We start from the raw sequence: 17595 nt of genomic DNA, 5'->3' as shown, positions 1-17595 counted from the left end.
CTCATGTGAGACACTGCTGTCTCAACCGAGGAGAGTGCCGTGCCGAACCGAGACGACGTGCTGGGCGCCGCCCAGCGCATGCTGAACGCCGACCCCGCAGCATCGATGGCGGCCGTCGCCGAGGCGGTCGGCATCAGCCGCGCCACGCTGCACCGTCACTTCGACTCGCGCGAGGCCCTGCTCGTCGAGCTCGGCACGCGCTCGCTCGACCAGTGGGAGCAGCGCCTCGACGATGCGGACGTCGAGGCGCTGGCAGCCGAGGGTGACCCGGCGCGCCTGCGCGAGGCGCTCGAGGTGCTGGTCCTGGGCTACGTCGACGACTCCGACGCCTTCGGCTTCGCGCTGACCGACCACGTCATCCTCGCCAACGCGGCGCTGGTCGAGCGGACGCAGGTCCTCGCCGACCGTGAGGCCGTGCTGGTCGCCGCAGCCCAGGAGGCCGGCGTGCTGAGGCGCGACCTGCCGCTGAGCTGGTTCGGCCACGTGACGTACGGCCTGCTGGTCGCGGCGCGTGAGGCGGTCCGCATCGGCGACATCGCCCCACGCGACGCCGGTCGGCTCGTGCTGTCGTCCCTGCTCGACGGCGTGGCCGCGCCATGACCGCGCAGCAGCAGTCCTCCGCCCCGCCGCAGGCCGGGCGGGACCCCCGCCGCTGGTGGGCGCTCGCCGTCCTGGCCGCCAGCCTGCTGGTGGTGGTGATGGACATGACCATCCTCAACGTCGCCCTGCCCGAGATGGCCGCCGAGCTGCACCTCACCTCGGTCTCGCAGCTCTGGGTGGTCGACGCGTACGCCCTCGCGCTGGCCGGCCTGCTCATCCCCGTCACGGCGCTGGGCGATCGGTGGGGGCGCAAGCGGATGCTCCTGACGGGATACACCGCCTTCGCCGTCGGCTCGGTCGCGATCCTGTGGGCGGACAGCGCCGCCGCCGTCATCGCGATCCGTGCGCTGCTCGGGATCGGGGGCGCGATGGTGATGCCGTCGACGCTGTCGCTGATCCGCGCCGTGTTCACCGACGCCCGGGAGCGCACGCTCGCCCTCAGTGTCTGGGGCGCCACGGCGGCGCTCGGAGCGGCCGTCGGGCCCGTGGTCGGGGGCGCCCTGCTGGAGCGGTTCAGCTGGCACTCCGCCTTCCTCGTCAACGTGCCGCTGATGCTGGTCGCGATCGTCGCCGCCGCCTGCCTGCTGTGCGAGAACCGGTCGGCCCGCCCGGGCCGCATCGACCTCGCCGGGGTGGTCCTGTCTGCCGGCGGGATGACCGCCTTCGTCTACGCCGCCAAGCAGCTGGGCAAGCACGGCCCCGAGATCGCCACCCTCGGGCTGCTCCTGCTCGGCGTGGCGATGCTGGCCGCCTTCGCCCGGCGGGCGCTCACCTCCGACCGGCCGATGCTCGACGTGCGCCTCTTCGGCGAGCCTGTGCTCCGGGCCGGGGTCGTGGCCGCGCTGGCCAGCAGTGCCGCCATGGCCGCGGTGCTCTTCGTGGGCAGTCAGTGGCTCCAGCTCGTCGAGGGCTGGGGCCCCCTCGAGGCGGGCCTCGCGCTGCTGCCGCTCGCGGTCGGTGCGATGGTCGCCTCGCCCTTCGCCCCCGCGCTGGCGGAGCGCACCAGTCCGCGCATCGTGCTGTCGGGCGGCCTGCTCGTGCTCGCCGTCGGGCTCGGGCTGCTCGCCGTCGTGCCGGCGACGTACGCGTGGGTCGCAGTGGCCTTCGCCGTCGTCGGGCTCGGCACCTCGTCGCTCGGCCTGGGCTCCGCCCTGATCATGGGCGCGGCGACCGACGACCAGGCCGGGTCCGCCGCGGCCGTCGAGGAGATCACCTACGAGCTCGGCGCCGTCCTGGGCATCACCTTCCTGGGGAGCCTGGTGGGCATGGTCTACCGGGCCGGGCTGCCGGCCGGCGCCGACGGCGACGTGCGCGAGTCCGTCGCGGGTGCGGTCGGCGGACCGTGGTTCGCCCAGGCGGCCGACGCGTTCGTCACCGGCTTCGCCGCGGTGGGGGCGGTCGGGGCCGTGCTCGCCGCGCTGTCCGCGTACGCCGTCTGGCGCCTGGTGCCGGCCGACCTCACCCTCGACGACGCCCACCACTGACAACTTGGTCCACTCTTCCTAATGCCTTAAGGTTCAAGCCTCAGGCCATCAGGAAGGAGTCGCCGTGCCCCGCGCAGGACTCACGAGCGCTCGTGTCGCGGAGGCGGCCGCCGACCTCGCCGACGAGGTCGGGCTCGAGGGGGTGACGCTGACCGCGCTCGCCCAGCACTTCGGGGTCGCGACCCCGAGCCTCTACACCCACGTGCGCAGCGGCGCCGACGTCCGGACCCGCGTCGCGCTGCTGGCGCTGGACGAGACCGCCGGCCTCGTGGCCGACGCCCTCGCCGGTGTCAGCGGACGCGCCGCGCTGGCGGCCGTCGGCGGTGTCTGGCGCAGCTACGCCCGTCGGCACCCGGGTCGCTACGCCGCCACCCGGCTCCCCCTCGACGCGGCGACCGCCGCTGCCAGCGCCGGTCCCCGTCACGCCGAGCTCTCGCGCGCGGCCCTGCGCGGCTACGCGCTGTCCGCCGATGACGAGACCCACGCCGTGCGCCTGCTCGGCGCGACGTTCCACGGCTACGCCGCGCTCGACGCGGCCGGCGCCTTCAGCCACGGCGGGCCCTCGGTGCCCGCGTCCGACGACACGTGGGAGCGGGTGGTCGACGGCCTCGACACCCTGCTCCGATCCTGGGAGACCCGATGACCGACCTGTCACTCGACGACCTCGCTGCCCTCGTGCGCGGTGCGCTCGAGCTCGAGCGCACGCCCGCGGGCGGCCTGCTGCCCCACCGGCTGCCCGGCTGGGCGCGACGCCAGTCCGATGACCCGCAGCTCCACCTCGTGGAGGCCCAGCCCGCCGGCGTACGCCTCGCACTGCGCACGACCGCCACCCGCCTCGAGCTCGACGTGCTGCCCACCAAGCGGCGCTACGTGGGCGCGCCGGCGCGACCCGACGGCTGGTACGACGTGGTGGTCGGCGGCGCGGTCGTCGACCGGCAACAGGCGCCGGGCGGCAACGTGCTCGACGTCGACATGATGACCGGCGCCAGCACCTTCACCGCCGGCGAGCCGACGACCCTCGCGATCGCGCTGCCCGAGGGCGAGACGGACGTCGAGGTGTGGCTGCCCCACGACGAGCAGACCGAGCTCGTCGCGCTGCGGGCCGACGCGCCGGTGGCGGCGGTCGCCGACGAGCGCCGGCGCTGGGTCCACCACGGCAGCTCCATCAGCCACGGCTCGGTCGCGGTGCACCCGACCGAGCCCTGGCCGGTCGTCGCCGCCGGCCTCGCCGGGCTCGACCTGGTGAACCTCGGCCTGGGCGGCAGCTCCCTCCTCGACCCGTTCGTCGCCCGCACGATCCGCGACACGCCCGCCGACCTGATCAGCCTGAAGATCGGGATCAACCTGGTCAACCAGGACCTGCTGCGCCGTCGTGCCCTGGGCACCGCGGTCCACGGCTGGCTCGACACGATCCGTGACGGCCACCCGGACACGCCGATCCGCCTCGTCTCGCCGGTCTTCTGCGGCATCCACGAGGGCGTGCCCGGTCCCACCGGCCCCGACATGCAGGCGCTCGCCGAGGGCCGCGTCGCCTTCGTCGCCACCGGTGACCCAGAAGCGGTCGCCCGCGGCGCGCTCACCCTCGAGGTGGTGCGCGAGGTCCTCGCCGAGGTCGTGCAGCGGCGCGAGGACCCCCACCTGGCGTACGTCGACGGGATCGGGCTCTACAGCCCAGCGGACGCCGCGCGGCTGCCACTCCCCGACAACCTGCACCCCGACTCCGCGACCCACCGGCTCATCGGCGAGCGGTTCGCGGCGCTCGGCGACTGGTAGGCGGGAGCCGAGCGGGTCAGGCGTCGTTGGCGCAGCGGAAGCCGATGTTGCCCGAGGAGGACTCGGCGGTGTTCGAGGAGCGGGCCGCGACGCGGTAGCGGTTGCAGTAGCTGTCGTGGCACAGGTAGGACCCGCCGCGCATGACCCGGCTGACGAGCCCGTCGGGGGTGTCGCCCGGTTCGGCCGCGACCGGGTCGTCCACGGGCTCGGCGCCGGCGCGGTCGGCGTACTCCGTCGGGCGGAACGCGTCCTGGCACCACTCCCACACGTTGCCGACCGTGTTGTGGAGGCCGAAGCCGTTGGGCTGGAACGCCGTCGCGGGTGCCGTGGTGAGGTGGCCGTCCTCGAGCGTGTTGTGCCGGGGGAAGTCGCCCTGCCAGATGTTGCAGCGCCAGCGACCGCCGTGGGTGAGCTCGTCGCCCCACGGGTAGCGGGCGCGGTCGAGGCCGCCGCGGGCGGCGTGCTCCCACTCGGCCTCGGTGGGCAGCCGCTTGCCGGCCCAGCGGCAGTAGGCCTGGGCGTCGCGCCAGGAGACGTGCACGACGGGGTGGTTCTGGAGGTCGCCGATGTCCGAGCGTGGCCCGGCCGGGTGGCGCCAGTCCGCACCGCGCACGGCGAGCCACCACGGCACACCCGCTGCCCGCTGGAGGACGTCCGCCGGGGCGGCCTGCACGGCGAGGTGGAAGACCGCTGAGACGCCGTCGCGCTCCGCCTCGGTGACGTGGCCGGTGGCCTTCACGAAGCTGGCGAACTGGGCGTTGGTCACGGCCTTGGTGTCGATCAGGTACGGCGACACGCGGACCGCGTGCACGGGTCCCTCGCCGTCGGCGACGTAGCCGTCCCCGTGGCTGTCGCCCATCCAGAACGTCGCGCCCGGGACCCGCACCTGGCCGCGGGTGCTGCGCTGGCCTGCCGGGAAGCTCGCCTCCTGCGCTGTCTCGGACCGCCCGGACGTCGGGGCGCAGCAGGACGCAGCTCCGGTCGTCGGTCGGTGCTCGTGCCCGCCGTCGACGAGGGGGAGGAGCGGGCGGCGCTCACCGGGGTCGTTCGGGGTGGTCACGAAACCACAGTAGGTCAGTCGAGTTGCAGCGGAGAACCTGGCGGCTCGACGACTCACCCCTCGGACCACTGGCGACTGCGCTCGTCAAAGGCACTAAGTTGAGTGGGAAACATGTATTACTCCGACCTCGACAGAAGGAACCGCTCGATGCCCTCTCGGAAGCTGTTCACGGCCATCGCCGCGCCGGCCGTCCTCACCCTGGCCAGCGTCGCCCCCGTCCTCGGCGGCACGCAGGCAGGCACGGCCACCGCCGCGCCCGGCAGCTCGGCACCGTCCCAGGCCCCGCGCCCCAACCTCGTCTTCGTCATGGCCGACGACCTCGGCTGGTCCGACCTCGGCACGGGGCTGGTCAACGGGGGCCACGGCAACGACTACAACGAGACTCCGCAGCTCGACCGGCTCGCGGCGGAGGGCCAGAGCTTCACGGAGGCCTACGCCTCCGTGCAGTGCAGCCCGACCCGCACCGCGCTCCACACCGGTCAGTACGCGGTCCGGCCGACCAACAACACCTACGCGGTGAGCGGGATCGCCGGCCAGGCCGGCGACCCGCTGCTCGGGGCCCCGCACGGTCGCGCCGAGGACGGCCGCTCGGCGATCCCGGTCGGCAACACCACCATCGGCGAGACCCTGCAGCGTGCGGGTTACGCCACCGGCTACTCCGGCAAGTTCCACGTAGCGGGATCCGCGGCCGAGATCGTCGCCAGCCACGGCTTCGACGAGAACTGGGGCGGCAGCCAGAACTCGCACGCGACCTACTACTTCGCGACGAACGACCAGTTCAACGACTCGGTGTCGCCCAGCCTCGACCAGTTCGCGGCCGACTACACCCAGGACTACGTCGACCGGAACATCGCGCCCTACAGCCACGGCGTGAGCGACGCCCAGCTCGACGCGCTGGTCGGCACCGACAAGCACGTGACCGACGCACAGACCGATGCGGCGATCGACTTCATCGACCGCGCCAAGGACGAGCCGTTCTTCGCGTTCGTCAGCGAGTTCGCGCCGCACTTCCCCGTCAACGACGCCCAGGCCCGTCCCGACCTGCTCACGAAGTACCGCGCGAAGGCGCCGGGCACGGCGCCCGCCAAGCCGTCGTACGCCGCACTGACCGAGGGCGTCGACCAGTCGGTGGCGCGGATCGTCGACTACCTCGAGACCACGCCCGACCCGCGCAACGGGGGCAAGCCGCTCGCCGACAACACCCTCGTCATCTTCACCTCCGACAACGGCGGCGAGGAGGACCCCGTCGACGCCGGTGCCTGGAACGGCCCGCTGCGCGAGGACAAGGGCTTCAAGTACGAGGGCGGCGTGCGCGTCCCGTGGATCGTGTGGAGCGGTGGCTCCGACCTCGTCCGCGGCGGCGGGCGGACCAACGAGACGATCGTCAACAGCACCGACCTCTACACGACGCTCGCGTCCTACGCGCGGGCCGAGCTGCCCGCCGGCGTGACGCTCGACGGCGTCGACCTGCAGCCGGCCTTCCGCAAGGGCACGAGGATCAACCGCGACCACTTCCACCACGTGCCCGGATACGTCCGGTTCGGGGGACAGGTGCAGTCGCGACCGTTCTCCAGCGTCCGGGACAGCCGGTGGAAGCTCTACTACGACTACACCGACGGCGCCTTCGAGCTCTACGACCTCAAGGCCGACATCGGTGAGACGACCGACCTCGCGGCCGACAAGCCGGGCCTCACGCACCGCCTCGGCCAGGAGCTGATCACCTGGCTCGACGAGACCGACGCGCCGCTCGCGACGCTCCGGCAGGGCCAGCCGCCCCGTGTGATCGAGGACGTCACCGGCGAGACCTACGCCAACGGCACCGTGACCCGACGCCGCGGGGAGACGATCACCGTCACCCCGGGCCAGCAGGTCCCGTTCGTGCTGCCCCGGCCGTAGCGGCTGCTCACAAGCGGGCCCGGACGCGTGCGTCCGGGCCCGTCGTGCGCCTCAGCCCGCCACGGCCCCGGCGATCGCCTGCTCGAGCCGGTCGACGCCGTCGTGCAGCTCGGCCTCCGAGATGGTGAGCGGCGGTGCCATCCGGATCACCCCGCCCAGCCCGGGCAGCTGCACGATGTTGATGTGGAGTCCCAGCTCCAGCGCGGCCGCGGTGACCGCCCGTCCGAGCGCGTCCGCCGGGGTCCTGGTCTCCTTGTCGGTGACCAGCTCGACGCCCTGCAGCAGGCCGCGACCCCGGACGTCGCCGACCACCTCGTAGCGGTCCCTCAGGTCGAGGAGCCGGTCACCGAGCTCCTTGCCGAGCACCTTCGCGCGGTGCGCGAGCCCGTCGCGCTCGACCACGTCCAGCACCGTCAGGGCGACGGCCGCTGCGAGCGGGTCGGAGGAGTGGGTGGTGAAGAAGAGGTGCCCGCGCTCGTGGCAGCGCTCCTCGATCTCCGCGGACGTCACCACCACCGCGACCGGCAGCCCGGCGCCGAGGGTCTTGGACAGGGTGATGATGTCGGGCACCACGCCGTCGCGCTCGACGGCGTACATCGTGCCGGTGCGGCCGAGCCCGGTCTGCGCCTCGTCGACGACCAGCAGCATCCCGCGCTCACGGCACCGCTCGTGCAGCCGCGCGAGGTAGCCCTCGGGCAGCTCCAGGATGCCGCCGGAGGACAGGATCGGCTCGACCAGGCAGGCGGCGAGGCTGCCGGAGGACTGCCGGTCGAGGGTGGCGAAGCCGTAGTCGAGCTCGGTCTCCCAGTCGTGGCTGCCGTCGGGGTGGCGGAAGGGGGAGCGGTAGGCGTCGGGTGCGGGGAGCGTGAGGTTGCCGACGGGAGGCGGGCCGTAGCCGTGGCGGCCGGCGGAGAACGTCGCACCGGCGGCGCCGGTCGTCATGCCGTGCCAGGACCGGTCGAGCGCGACGACCTCGTAGCGGCCCGTCGACAGCTTGGCCATCTTGATCGCCGCCTCGTTGGCCTCGCCGCCGGTGCTCAGCAGCTGCATCCGGCTCAGCGGCTCCGGCAGGCTCGCGGCCAGACGACGCGCCAGCTCGACCACCGGGCGGCTCAGCATCCCGGAGTAGAGGTGGTCGAGCGTCGAGATCGACTCGGCGACCGTGCGCACCACCTCGGGGTGGGAGTGGCCCAGGACGGCGCTCATCTGGCCGGAGGTGAAGTCGAGGATCTCGCGGTCCTGCTCGTCGTAGACGTAGCACCCGGCTGCCCGGGCGATCACCCGCGGCGTGAACCCTCCGCCGTACCGGATGAGGTGCTGCTCGGCGTCCTGCCAGAAGGTGTCGGCTCCCATGTCGGCCTCCCGCTCTCGGTGCGTGCGCACAGACTGGCAAAGGACGCGGTCCCGCGCGAGACCCCAAGGGCCTGCGCGACGGGCACCGGCCGGCTCAGTCGTCGTCGGAGTCGCCGAGCTCGGCGTCCTCGTTGCACTCCACCTCCGGCGGCTCCTCGCCCGGGAAGGCCAGGAAGCTCCGCGCGGGGAGTCGGGCGCCGCGCATGTCGAACGCCAGCGCGCTGCGGTGACGCATGCGTCCGTCGCGGGTGCGGAACCGGTAGTCCGCCCGTGAGGTCGCGCCGACGGTGTACGCGCACTGGTCGAACCGGGTGATCTCGCCGACGGGCTCCAGGAGGTCCTCGACGTCGGCTGCCAGCTCGGCGACGTCGCGGCGCAGCTGCTCCCAGCCGCGAGGCGCCGTGGTCCGCGACGGGGCCGCGCGATCGGCTGCCTCGCCGGGGTCTGGTGCGCATGCCGCGGATCCCGGTCCGACGCCGGCGCGGAAGGCCAGCAGCTGGTAGTCCGGGTCGTCCCACTCGCCGCGGTCGAGGTCGATCGCCGCCCCGGCTCGCGGGGAGGCGGTCCGCAGGTAGCCGAGGCGCGACTGGTCGTGACCCGACTCCGTCACCGGCAGCCACTCCAGGCACGACACCCATCGGTCGAACCGGCTGGCGCCGGCCTCGACCACCCGCGTCCGGTCGCGGAGCCGGTCGAGCCTCGCCTGCAGCCGCCGGAGCCGGCCGGTGCGGCCGCGGCGCTGCTCGTCCGTGACGGTGGACAGGACGGGTCGTGCGTCCGCGCCGGTGCCGTTCGGGTCCACGGGCCGGCTCAGGCAGGGGCGACTGGTGTCGAGCTGCAGCAGCTTCCACGCCGGATCGCGCCTCTCGAGGGCCAACGCGGTCCGCTGGTCGAGCCCGGTCCCGTCGCGCTCGTCGTAGAGGTAGCCCCAGCGGTGCCGGAGGTCGCCCTCCTGGGAGACGCCGACGAGGTCGATGCACTCGCGCATCTCGTCGAACCGCCGGGTGCTCCCCTCCATCGGGGCGAGGCGGGCCGCGATCTCGGCCAGCCCTGCGGCCGGACCGCCTCCCGGGGCCGAAGGCCGGCGGGGGACCTCACGCCAGAGGGACGGGCGGACGGCCGGCCGGTGGTGCGTGGACGGGTGGTCGTACGGACCCACGTGCCCGGACGGCACCGTCTGTGCCGGCGCGGCGGGCGGTCGCCGTGCACCGCGGAGGGACTGCATGGCGCCGATGTCACACCGACCACCCCGGCCGCGCGGTCGGCCCACGGCGTCGTGTGCCAGGACGTCCTTCCACGTGACCCAGCCATCCAGGAGCCGCACCGCCGGCAGCGGGCGCGGCAGCCGGGGCAGGCAGGCCCGCGCGGGGATCTGGCGACGGACGGGGCTGCCCGCCTGCGGCACGAGCACGAACCCGTGCGGGTCGTCCTCGAGCGGGTCGAGCATCGGGCTGTCACCCGTGCGGTCGGTGCGGTGCAGGAGGCCGCAGGTGTCGTCGTTCCCGAAGTTGTGCCCGAGCGACCGGCCCCGGTAGACGCGACAGGCCCGCCGGGTGGGGATGGTGTCTCCGGTGACCCCTTCGGTCTGGGGTGGCCCGATGATGCTGGCGAAGCTGGTGAGCACCTTCGCCGTGCCGAGGTCGCCGCCCACGGGCGCGATGTTGTCCGTCAGGGTCGTGTAGTAGAGGTCCATCCGGCCCGCTGACAGCAGGCCACCGCCCTCGCCCTCCGCGTAGTTGTTGGTGACGGTGGCGTTGACCATCACCAGCCGGCCCCGCGCCCAGACGCCTCCGCCTGCGTGGGCGACGGCGAGGTTGCGAGCGATGGTGGAGCTGATCACCACCACGTCCGACTCGCCCGAGATGGCTCCGCCGCGGTCGTCGGCGCGGTTGCCGATCAGGGTCGAGTCGTAGACCGCGACGTCGCCGTCGAGGGTGAAGATCGCGCCACCGGGGCCGTCCGCGTCGCTCCCGTCGATGATGGACTCCACCACCACCACGTCGCCGTCCTCGTCGGCGTAGAGCGCCCCACCGTCACCGTCGGTGGTGTTGCCGTCGACCTTGCTGCGCACCACCACGATGTCCCCGGTCGACGCGATGGCGCCACCCGACCCGTCCACCAGGTTCGTCGACAGCACCGAGTCGTAGACCTGCACGCCGCCCCGCCGGGCGTAGATGCCGCCGCCGTCGTCATTGGCGAGGTTGCCGGAGACGAGGCATCGGTGGGCGGTGACGCGACGCATGGAGAAGACCCCGCCGCCCGGCTCCTCCGCGAGGTTCTGCGCGATCGCGCAGTCGCGGAGCATCACCTCGCCCCGCGACATGAGGGCGGCACCGGGGCCGTCCGACCCGCCACGGGTGAGGGTCACGTCACGCAGGTCGAGCCACCCCGTCCCGTCCTGGCGCAGCACGCGTTTCTCGAAGCACGCCTGGCGGATGGTGTGCCCCCGGCCGTCCAGGACGAGCGGGTGCGGGGACTCGCGGACCGGGTCGCCGGTCAGGCAGTCGCGCAGCACGATGTCGGCCCCGAGCGTGATCCGGGTGCGCATCGGGTCGGACCAGGCCGCGCGCAGCTGCTGCTCGGTCACGATGCCCCGACCCGGGGCGCGCTCGGCCGTCCGCGTCGCCATCGCCGCTGGCTCCGGAGCCGGCTCGGACGTCGAGGCGCGAGAGGCGACGGGCTGGAGGGACGGCCGCGTGGCGGGAAGCGTGCCGGCCTCCGCGCCGAGCACGGCGGTCAGGGCGCACACCACCACCACGACACGGGCGGTGGCAGGACGAGGCACGTCGTTCTCCTCGGGGCTCGCTCCAGCGTAGGAAGGACGGTGCCGTCGCAGTGGGATGCGCGCCGTGTCGCCCCTAGAGTCGGTGCATGGCTCGCTACGGCGCTCAGTTCGGCCCCGACATCACCTTCCTCGGCGTCCCCGAGTGCGACCTCGACGACGAGTCGACGTACGCCGACGCGGACGTGGTGGTCGTCGGCGCACCCTTCGACGGGGGTACGTCGCACCGGCCGGGCACGCGCTTCGGGCCGCAGGCCATCCGGATGACCGACTACCTGCCCCACGACGGCTCGCGGCCCTCGCTCGCGCTGCGCACCGACGCGCTGCAGGACCTGAAGGTCGTCGACGCCGGCGACGTCGAGCTGCCGCCCGGCGACATCGAGACCACCCTCGGCCGGCTCGAGGCGGCCGTCGAGAAGGTCGCCCGCGCCGGCGCGATCCCGGTCGTCCTCGGCGGCGACCACTCCATCGCCTACCCCGACGCCAAGGGGGTGGCCAACGTGCTCGGCCACGGCCGCGTGTCGATGATCCACTTCGACGCCCACGCCGACACCGGCGACATCGAGTTCGGCTCGCTGTGGGGGCACGGCCAGCCGATGCGACGGCTCATCGAGTCGGGAGCCCTGCGCGGAGACCGCTTCCTCCAGGTCGGGCTCCGCGGCTACTGGCCTGGTCCCGAGACCCTCGACTGGATGGCGGCCGAGCGCATGCGGTCCTACGAGATGACCGAGATCGTGCACCGCGGGCTCGCCGAGTGCCTCACCGAGGCCTTCGGCATCGCGGCCGACGAGTGCGAGGGGGTCTTCCTGTCCGTCGACATCGACGTCTGCGACCCCGGCCACGCGCCCGGGACCGGCACCCCGGAGCCCGGCGGGCTGTCCGCGCGCGAGCTGCTCGACTCCGTGCGCCGGATCTGCCTCGAGCTGCCCGTCGTCGGGATCGACGTGGTGGAGGTCAGCCCGCCCTACGACCACGCCGACATCACGGCGGCCCTCGCGAACCGCGTGGTCCTCGAGGCACTGTCGGCGATCGCGCGCAAGCGGCGCGACGAGCGCGACGGCACGACCTGGGACCCCGCCCGCCCGCTGCTCGACCGCTGAGCGGCACGGCCGTCCCGAAGGACACAGGCCGTTGGACCTAGCGGCATCGCCTCGAGGCGCGGATGCTGGGAGGAAACCCTCGAGTCCAGGAGGTCCCGATGTCCCAGTACACCCAGCACGACTGGTCGCCCACGATGGCCGCGCTCCTGTTCCTCGCCCTGGCCGTCCTGTTCGTGATCGGCATGGGCCTGTTCCTGCTCGCCGCCAACCGCGAGCAGCGGGGCTTCACTGCCCGCCACGCGCACGGCGACGGCCACCACCCGCTCCCGCACTGACCCGTCAGTACGCCAGGAGTGTCTCGACGAACGCGTCCGTGACGGCCCCTGCGTCGACATCGACCACGACGTCCAGCGGCCGGCCGTCGTCGGTGGAGGTGAGGTGGCCGCCGGCCAGCCCCATGCGACGCGGCTCGACCCGGAAGAGGTCGGGGTGGGTGAGCAGCACGAGCGCTCCGGCGTCGCCGAGCAGGTGCGCCCGGCGCACGGTCAGCAGCTCACCGGCGAGGCGGGCGGCGGGACGCGCCGATCCCCGCAGGCGCGTGACGTCCGCAGCCGGGACCGAGACCCGCTCGAGGACGTCGGCCACGTAGAGGGTCGTGGGCCGGTCGCCGGCCAGGACGTCCGCGGTGGCCGCCGGGTCGTGCCCGGCGTTGAGCTCGGGCGGCTCCTCGGTGGCCAGCTCGCCGCCGACCAGGACGAGGTCGGACGCCGTCCCTGCCAGCCCGGCGACGTTGGTCAGGGGCGCCAGCCCGACGAGGGTGATCGCCCCGCCGGCGGCCGCGGCGCGCAGCACGTCCGCCGGGTCGCCGTACGACGGATCGGCGCCGGCCGGCAGGCGCACACCGCCCAGCCCGTCGGGGCCGTGGTTCGTCGGCCCGTCGCGTGGTCCGGTCCCGGAGAGGGTGCGGGTGGCGCCGACCGCTACCGGTACGTCGCCCACGCCCGCGTGCGCCAGGACGGCCGCCGAGTTGCGCGCGGCCACGTCGGCGGGGACGTTGCCCACCACCGTCGTCACCCCGCAGAGCTCGAGGGCCGAGCTCGCGACGGTGTACAGGATGGCGAGCGCGTCGTCGATCCCGGTGTCCACGTCGAGGACGGCCCGTCTCACGCGCCCACCGTAGTCGGCTCAGCCGGCCAGGACGGTGTCGATCCAGTCGCCGAGCTGGCGGGCCGCGTCGGCCGTGAGCTGGTGGCCGCCCTGCCCGCGGTGCGCGACGGTCGTGGCACCGGACTCGGTCAGCAGGTAGCGCCACGTGCGGTCGAGCAGCTCGCGCGGGATGACGTGGTCGGCCTCGCCCTGGGCGACGAAGGCCGGCAGGTGGGCCAGCCGCCCGGGGTGGGTCGCGACGCCCGCGTCGAAGGGGAGGGTGCCGTAGAGGATCGCGGCTCCGGCGTACCGGGCCGGGTCGTCCAGCACGAGGCCGCCGGCGAAGGCCGCGCCCCCGCTGAAGCCGACGAGGAGCACGGGGCGCCCGGCGGGCGCGACCTCGTCGAGCCAGGCGCGGAACCAGTCCATGGTGCTGCGCAGCGACTCCGCGACGGGTCGCCCGATGCCGCGGTTGGCGAACCAGGCGTAGCCGTCGCCCTCGGCGATGGGCGCCCGCACGGCGGCGTACGCCGGTCCCGCCGGCAGGTGCTCGGCGAGGCCGATGATCTGTCCTTCGTCCGAGCCGCGGCCGTGCAGCAGCACGACCAACGGCGCCGCGGGGTCGGTGGACCCTCGACGAGAGACCGCCGGGGGCGCGAAGGCGGCCGAGCTCATCGCACGTCCTCCGCGGCCAGCGGGACCAGCTCACCTGCCGTCCGGACCCCACCCCACCGGCGTACGTCCCCCGCGAGGTCCAGGCGCTCGACGGGCGCCGAGTCCGCGTAGTCGCCCCACTCGGCCTTCGGCAGCATCCACATGACCTCGAACTCGTTGCCGTCCGGATCCTTGCCGTAGATGCTCTTGGTGGCGCCGTGGCTCGACTCGCCCGTGTAGGCGTCGAGCTCGGCCAGCGTCAGCCGGGCCTGCTCGAGCTCCTCGATGGTGTCGACCTGCCAGGCGAGGTGGTAGAGCCCCAGGCCGCCGCGGGGTCGCGGCGGCTGCGCGCCGACCCCGAAGAGGCCGAGGTCGTGGTGGTTGCCCGAGCGGGGGAGGCGCAGGAAGGCGGCATCGGCCCGGGGCTCGCGCGCCATGACGGTCATGCCGAACGCCTGCGAGTAGAACGAGATGCTCTGCTCGAGGTCGGACACGTACAGGACGGCGTGGTTGAGGCGGACGGCATTGACGGTCATCGGTGGACTTCCTCGTACTTGCTCTCGCGTAGATCCGTGGTTGTTGCGGCAAGCAACAGCCTAGGTTATTGGTTGTCCCATCAAGTAATCGCTATCCTTGGGGCATGGACACCCAGTGGCTCGACCAGGCCGAGCGCGAGGCCTGGCTGCGCCTGATCGCCGTCGTCGAGCTGCTCCCCGGTGTGCTCGACACCCAGCTGCGCACGTCGTCGGACATGACCCACTTCGAGTACCTGGTGCTCGCGATGCTGTCCGAGGCCCCCGACCGGACGTTGCGGATGACGGGCCTGGCGCAGCGCACGAACGCCACGCTCCCGCGGCTCTCCCACGTCGTACGACGCCTCGAGGAGCGCCGGCTCGTCGAGCGGTTCCCCTGCCCGGAGGACGGCCGTGCCACCAACGCCCGCCTCACCGCCGCCGGCTGGGACGCGGTGGTCGAGGCGGCGCCGGGCCACGTCGACACCGTGCGGCGCCACGTCCTCGACCCGTTGACCCGCGAGCAGCTCGATCAGCTCAGGGAGATCGGCGACGCGCTCCTGTCCCGGCTCGACCCCGACGGCCGGATGACCGCCCTCTACGACCCGGAGCGCGCCGGCTAGGTGCCGAGCCCGAGCAGCCCCAGCGGCTCGGACATCTCGGTCTCCTCGTAGGCGAAGTGCGACTCCAGGTCGGCCCGGAGGTCCGCGACCGCGGCGACCAGCTCGCCGACGCGAGCGGGGTCGGAGCGCACGGCGACGGCCAGGTCGTCGACCCGCTCCAGGTGGGCATGGACGACGACGTGCTCCTGGGCCAGCCGCTCGGCGACCGGCGCGTACCGCTCCATCGTCGCGACCGCCGGGAACATGTTCTGGTCCTCGATGGTGTGGTGCATCGTCAGGAAGCGGCACACCTGCCCGCACAGCCCGGCCACCTGCTGCGCCGTCAGCGACGGTGCCAGCTCTCGCACGCCGGCGCGCACGGCTGCGACATCGACGTCACCCGCGCCCTCGTGGAGGGCGTCGACGGCCCGGGTCAGGGTCTCCAGCTGGTGGCGGAAGTGGTCGTGGATCATCCGCAGGTGGTCACCGGCCGCGCGCTGGCGCGGCTCGAGCTCGACCGAGCCCGCGACCCGTGGACGGGTGGCGTCATCGATGGGCGGCACGCGGGCGAGCCTACGGCCGCGACGTTGCCACGCGTTGCCCTCCGGTTGCCCCAAGTTGCCTCATCGAGGGGATACCGCGCGTCCTCGGCCCGTCACTAGATTCTCGATTTGGCAGCCGACCCGCTTCGGCATCGGGTCGAACACGTGCGCCGGCCGCCCGAGAGGGAGCGATGAACACTGCGTCCAAGCTGTTGATCGCGAGCACGACCTCTGTCCTGCTCGCCACCGCGGCCGCCTCGTCCGGATCAGGCGCCGTCCAGACCGCCACCACCAGGGCACACCCGGGCCACTCGTCCCACAGTGTCACGCCGAGCAACCCGCAGGCGAGGAAGTTCGTGAAGGGCGTCTCCGTCCCGGAGATCACCCAGCACCAGGTCGCCCTGCAACGCATCGCGTCCCTCAACGACAACACGCGCGAGGTGTTCTCGAGCGGCTACCAGGAGTCGCTCGACTACGTGGTGTCGACGCTGCGCGCCGCCGGCTACCGACCGCAGGTGAACCAGTTCAACTACCCGGTCTGGACGGAGACGCAGCCGCCGGTTCTCAACAGGGTCGCGCCGACGCCCAAGACGTACGTCCCCGGCGACGCGGCCGACAGCGACCAGCCCACCGCGGACTTCATCACCATGGCGAACTCGCCGACCGTGGAGCTGACCAACGCTCCCGTGTTCCCGGTCGGTGGCATCGTCGACCCGCCCACGGGCGGCTCGGCCAGCGGCTGCGCGGAGGCTGACTACGCCGGCGTCTCGGGCAAGGTCGCGCTCGTCCAGCGCGGCACGTGCGCCTTCGTCACGAAGTGGTCGCTCGCGCAGGCAGCCGGGGCCACGGGCGTGATCATCTACAACGAGGGCAACACCCCGGCCCGGCAGAACCCGATCTTCGTCGACAACCAGCCCGACCCGCCGGCGACCATCGCCGCGGTGATCACCAGCTACACCCTCGGCAACGAGCTGCTGCAGGCCTACAAGTCGGGCCAGAACCCGACCGTGGACTTCAAGGTCTACGGGACGTTCACCGACCGCTTCCTGCCGCAGGTGATCGCCGAGACGCGGGGCGGCGACCCGAACCACGTCGTCGTGGTCGGCGCGCACCTCGACTCGGTCGAGGCAGGCCCGGGCATCAACGACGACGGCTCCGGCACGGCGACGCTGCTCGCCCAGGCCGAGGAGCTGGCGTCGGGCCACTACAAGCTCCGCAACAAGATCCGGTTCGCGTGGTGGGGCGCCGAGGAGAACGGGCTCGTCGGGTCGACCTACTACGCCCACAACCTCAGCCAGGCCGAGGTCGACAAGATCGACGTGATGCTCGACTACGACATGCTCGCCTCGGCCAACTACGTCCGCTTCGTGTACGACGGCGACGGCAACGCAGCTCCGGACAACCCCGCCGGCCCGGAGGGCTCGGGCAAGGTCGAGCAGGTCTTCGACGACTGGTTCACCGCGCAGGGGCTCGAGAGCGCCCGGGTGCCGTTCGACGGCCGGTCGGACTACGTCGGCTTCACCGACCGCGGGATCCCGGCCGGCGGCGTCTTCGCCGGTGCCGAGGGCGTGAAGACGGCGGCCGAGGCCGCGGTCTACGGCGGCGCCGCAGGCTCGTGGTACGACCCGTGCTACCACCAGCTGTGCGACGACCTCATCACCGTGCTGACCGGGGTGCCGCCGCTCGACGCTGAGGGTCTGGCCCCCGGTGGGACCGATGCTGACAAGGCTGCCGCCCAGCGGGCGATGGCGGGAGGTGCCACCAAGGGCCTCGCCGAGCTGTCGGGCGCGGCCAGCTACGCCGTCTACTACTTCGCGGCGTCGAAGGACCCCTTCAGCGCGAAGGTCCACAAGTCGCGCAAGGCTGCGGCCAGGTCCGGCAAGGCTGGTCCTGACTACAAGTGGCGCGGCCACGGGAACCCGGTCCGCCGGTAGCAGGAACGGCAGAAGCCCCGGGTCAGTGGGCTGACCTGGGGCTTCTGCGATCTGCGCGCCTGTAGGGATTCGAACCCCAAACCTTCTGATCCGTAGTCAGATGCTCTATCCGTTGAGCTACAGGCGCCCGTCGTTCGCACCAGCGGCGCGAGGACCTGACGAGGATAGCCGACGGCGTGGGGGTGGGCGAAATCAGGGACCGGTCACCCGGCTGGGA

Annotated in this window: 16 protein-coding genes and 1 tRNA gene; 9 read left to right on the top strand and 8 right to left on the bottom strand. The window is 73.2% G+C overall.

Going from position 1 to position 17595, the window contains the following annotated elements; all coding sequences use genetic code 11:
• The first annotated feature begins 39 nt into the window (after window positions 1–39).
• The 4 genes from AC3A3L_RS07035 to AC3A3L_RS07020 all read left to right on the top strand — a co-directional run bounded on the left by AC3A3L_RS07035 (window position 40) and on the right by AC3A3L_RS07020 (window position 3857).
• On the top strand, window positions 40–600 hold the full coding sequence (locus AC3A3L_RS07035; protein WP_487639285.1) for a TetR/AcrR family transcriptional regulator: 561 nt from the start codon (window positions 40–42) through the stop codon (window positions 598–600).
• A complete protein-coding gene (locus AC3A3L_RS07030; RefSeq protein ID WP_487639284.1) occupies window positions 597–2084 on the top strand; it encodes an MFS transporter in 1488 nt (495 codons plus the stop codon). Before AC3A3L_RS07035 ends, AC3A3L_RS07030 begins: the two co-directional genes overlap by 4 nt.
• Window positions 2085–2148: 64 nt before the next feature.
• The gene (locus AC3A3L_RS07025) at window positions 2149–2727 is read left to right on the top strand and encodes a TetR-like C-terminal domain-containing protein (RefSeq protein WP_487639283.1); all 579 of its coding nucleotides are present in this window, start codon (window positions 2149–2151) and stop codon (window positions 2725–2727) included.
• The gene (locus AC3A3L_RS07020; protein WP_487639282.1) at window positions 2724–3857 is read left to right on the top strand and encodes an SGNH/GDSL hydrolase family protein; all 1134 of its coding nucleotides are present in this window, start codon (window positions 2724–2726) and stop codon (window positions 3855–3857) included. Before AC3A3L_RS07025 ends, AC3A3L_RS07020 begins: the two co-directional genes overlap by 4 nt.
• Before the next feature lie 16 nt (window positions 3858–3873).
• Here AC3A3L_RS07020 and AC3A3L_RS07015 read toward each other — a convergent pair whose 3' ends face one another.
• Window positions 3874–4917, bottom strand: coding sequence for a formylglycine-generating enzyme family protein (locus AC3A3L_RS07015; protein ID WP_487639281.1), 1044 nt, complete (start codon window positions 4915–4917; stop codon window positions 3874–3876).
• A gap of 147 nt (window positions 4918–5064) precedes the next feature.
• Here AC3A3L_RS07015 and AC3A3L_RS07010 point away from each other — a divergent pair, with 147 nt between their 5' ends.
• Complete coding sequence (locus AC3A3L_RS07010) at window positions 5065–6813, top strand: sulfatase-like hydrolase/transferase (RefSeq protein WP_487639280.1); 1749 nt, start codon at window positions 5065–5067, stop codon at window positions 6811–6813.
• A gap of 51 nt (window positions 6814–6864) precedes the next feature.
• On the opposite strand, the gene AC3A3L_RS07005 is transcribed toward AC3A3L_RS07010, so the two are convergent.
• Together AC3A3L_RS07005 and AC3A3L_RS07000 are read right to left on the bottom strand one after the other, a co-directional pair.
• The gene (locus AC3A3L_RS07005) at window positions 6865–8166 is read right to left on the bottom strand and encodes an aspartate aminotransferase family protein (protein ID WP_487639279.1); all 1302 of its coding nucleotides are present in this window, start codon (window positions 8164–8166) and stop codon (window positions 6865–6867) included.
• Between the two features lie 94 nt (window positions 8167–8260).
• Window positions 8261–10951: a hypothetical protein gene (locus tag AC3A3L_RS07000; RefSeq protein ID WP_487639278.1), complete on the bottom strand. Its 2691-nt coding sequence runs from the start codon at window positions 10949–10951 to the stop codon at window positions 8261–8263.
• An 86-nt stretch (window positions 10952–11037) separates the two neighbouring features.
• Here AC3A3L_RS07000 and speB point away from each other — a divergent pair, with 86 nt between their 5' ends.
• Window positions 11038–12048 carry an agmatinase gene (gene speB, locus AC3A3L_RS06995; RefSeq protein WP_487639277.1) on the top strand — a complete coding sequence of 337 codons (1011 nt, stop codon included), beginning with the start codon at window positions 11038–11040 and terminating at the stop codon, window positions 12046–12048.
• Between the two features lie 98 nt (window positions 12049–12146).
• Window positions 12147–12323: a hypothetical protein gene (locus tag AC3A3L_RS06990; RefSeq protein ID WP_487639276.1), complete on the top strand. Its 177-nt coding sequence runs from the start codon at window positions 12147–12149 to the stop codon at window positions 12321–12323.
• A gap of 4 nt (window positions 12324–12327) precedes the next feature.
• Here AC3A3L_RS06990 and AC3A3L_RS06985 read toward each other — a convergent pair whose 3' ends face one another.
• The 3 genes from AC3A3L_RS06985 to AC3A3L_RS06975 are packed head-to-tail and all read right to left on the bottom strand — an operon-like array spanning window position 12328 to window position 14324.
• Window positions 12328–13155, bottom strand: coding sequence for a nucleoside hydrolase (locus AC3A3L_RS06985; RefSeq protein WP_487639275.1), 828 nt, complete (start codon window positions 13153–13155; stop codon window positions 12328–12330).
• 18 nt (window positions 13156–13173) lie between these two features.
• Window positions 13174–13809: an alpha/beta hydrolase gene (locus AC3A3L_RS06980; RefSeq protein WP_487639274.1), complete on the bottom strand. Its 636-nt coding sequence runs from the start codon at window positions 13807–13809 to the stop codon at window positions 13174–13176.
• Window positions 13806–14324: a VOC family protein gene (locus tag AC3A3L_RS06975; RefSeq protein ID WP_487639273.1), complete on the bottom strand. Its 519-nt coding sequence runs from the start codon at window positions 14322–14324 to the stop codon at window positions 13806–13808. Before AC3A3L_RS06975 ends, AC3A3L_RS06980 begins: the two co-directional genes overlap by 4 nt.
• Window positions 14325–14428: 104 nt before the next feature.
• On the opposite strand from AC3A3L_RS06975, the gene AC3A3L_RS06970 reads away from it, so the two are divergent.
• Window positions 14429–14923: a MarR family winged helix-turn-helix transcriptional regulator gene (locus AC3A3L_RS06970; RefSeq protein WP_487639272.1), complete on the top strand. Its 495-nt coding sequence runs from the start codon at window positions 14429–14431 to the stop codon at window positions 14921–14923.
• On the opposite strand, the gene AC3A3L_RS06965 is transcribed toward AC3A3L_RS06970, so the two are convergent.
• Complete coding sequence (locus AC3A3L_RS06965; protein WP_487639271.1) at window positions 14920–15465, bottom strand: hemerythrin domain-containing protein; 546 nt, start codon at window positions 15463–15465, stop codon at window positions 14920–14922. The genes AC3A3L_RS06970 and AC3A3L_RS06965 overlap by 4 nt on opposite strands.
• Before the next feature lie 170 nt (window positions 15466–15635).
• On the opposite strand from AC3A3L_RS06965, the gene AC3A3L_RS06960 reads away from it, so the two are divergent.
• Window positions 15636–17378 (top strand): M28 family metallopeptidase, encoded by a 1743-nt coding sequence (locus AC3A3L_RS06960; RefSeq protein WP_487639270.1) that lies wholly within the window; start codon window positions 15636–15638, stop codon window positions 17376–17378.
• Window positions 17379–17432: 54 nt separating this feature from the next.
• On the opposite strand, the gene AC3A3L_RS06955 is transcribed toward AC3A3L_RS06960, so the two are convergent.
• Window positions 17433–17505, bottom strand: a tRNA-Arg gene (locus tag AC3A3L_RS06955).
• Window positions 17506–17595: the final 90 nt, after the last annotated feature.

The sequence above is a fragment of the Nocardioides sp. Soil_C_8 genome, from assembly GCF_057656315.1.
This window is presented reverse-complemented; position numbering and strand designations above follow the sequence as displayed.

Excerpts from the sequence above, each read along its gene's own strand:
- AC3A3L_RS07030 (WP_487639284.1), top strand. The coding sequence starts at position 597 with ATGACCGCGCAGCAGCAGTCCTCCGCCCCGCCGCAGGCCGGGCGGGAC.
- AC3A3L_RS07020 (WP_487639282.1), top strand. The coding sequence starts at position 2,724 with ATGACCGACCTGTCACTCGACGACCTCGCTGCCCTCGTGCGCGGTGCG.
- AC3A3L_RS07010 (WP_487639280.1), top strand. The coding sequence starts at position 5,065 with ATGCCCTCTCGGAAGCTGTTCACGGCCATCGCCGCGCCGGCCGTCCTC.
- AC3A3L_RS07005 (WP_487639279.1), bottom strand. The coding sequence starts at position 8,166 with ATGGGAGCCGACACCTTCTGGCAGGACGCCGAGCAGCACCTCATCCGG.
- speB (WP_487639277.1), top strand. The coding sequence starts at position 11,038 with ATGGCTCGCTACGGCGCTCAGTTCGGCCCCGACATCACCTTCCTCGGC.
- AC3A3L_RS06990 (WP_487639276.1), top strand. The coding sequence starts at position 12,147 with ATGTCCCAGTACACCCAGCACGACTGGTCGCCCACGATGGCCGCGCTC.
- AC3A3L_RS06980 (WP_487639274.1), bottom strand. The coding sequence starts at position 13,809 with ATGAGCTCGGCCGCCTTCGCGCCCCCGGCGGTCTCTCGTCGAGGGTCC.
- AC3A3L_RS06975 (WP_487639273.1), bottom strand. The coding sequence starts at position 14,324 with ATGACCGTCAATGCCGTCCGCCTCAACCACGCCGTCCTGTACGTGTCC.
- AC3A3L_RS06970 (WP_487639272.1), top strand. The coding sequence starts at position 14,429 with ATGGACACCCAGTGGCTCGACCAGGCCGAGCGCGAGGCCTGGCTGCGC.
- AC3A3L_RS06960 (WP_487639270.1), top strand. The coding sequence starts at position 15,636 with ATGAACACTGCGTCCAAGCTGTTGATCGCGAGCACGACCTCTGTCCTG.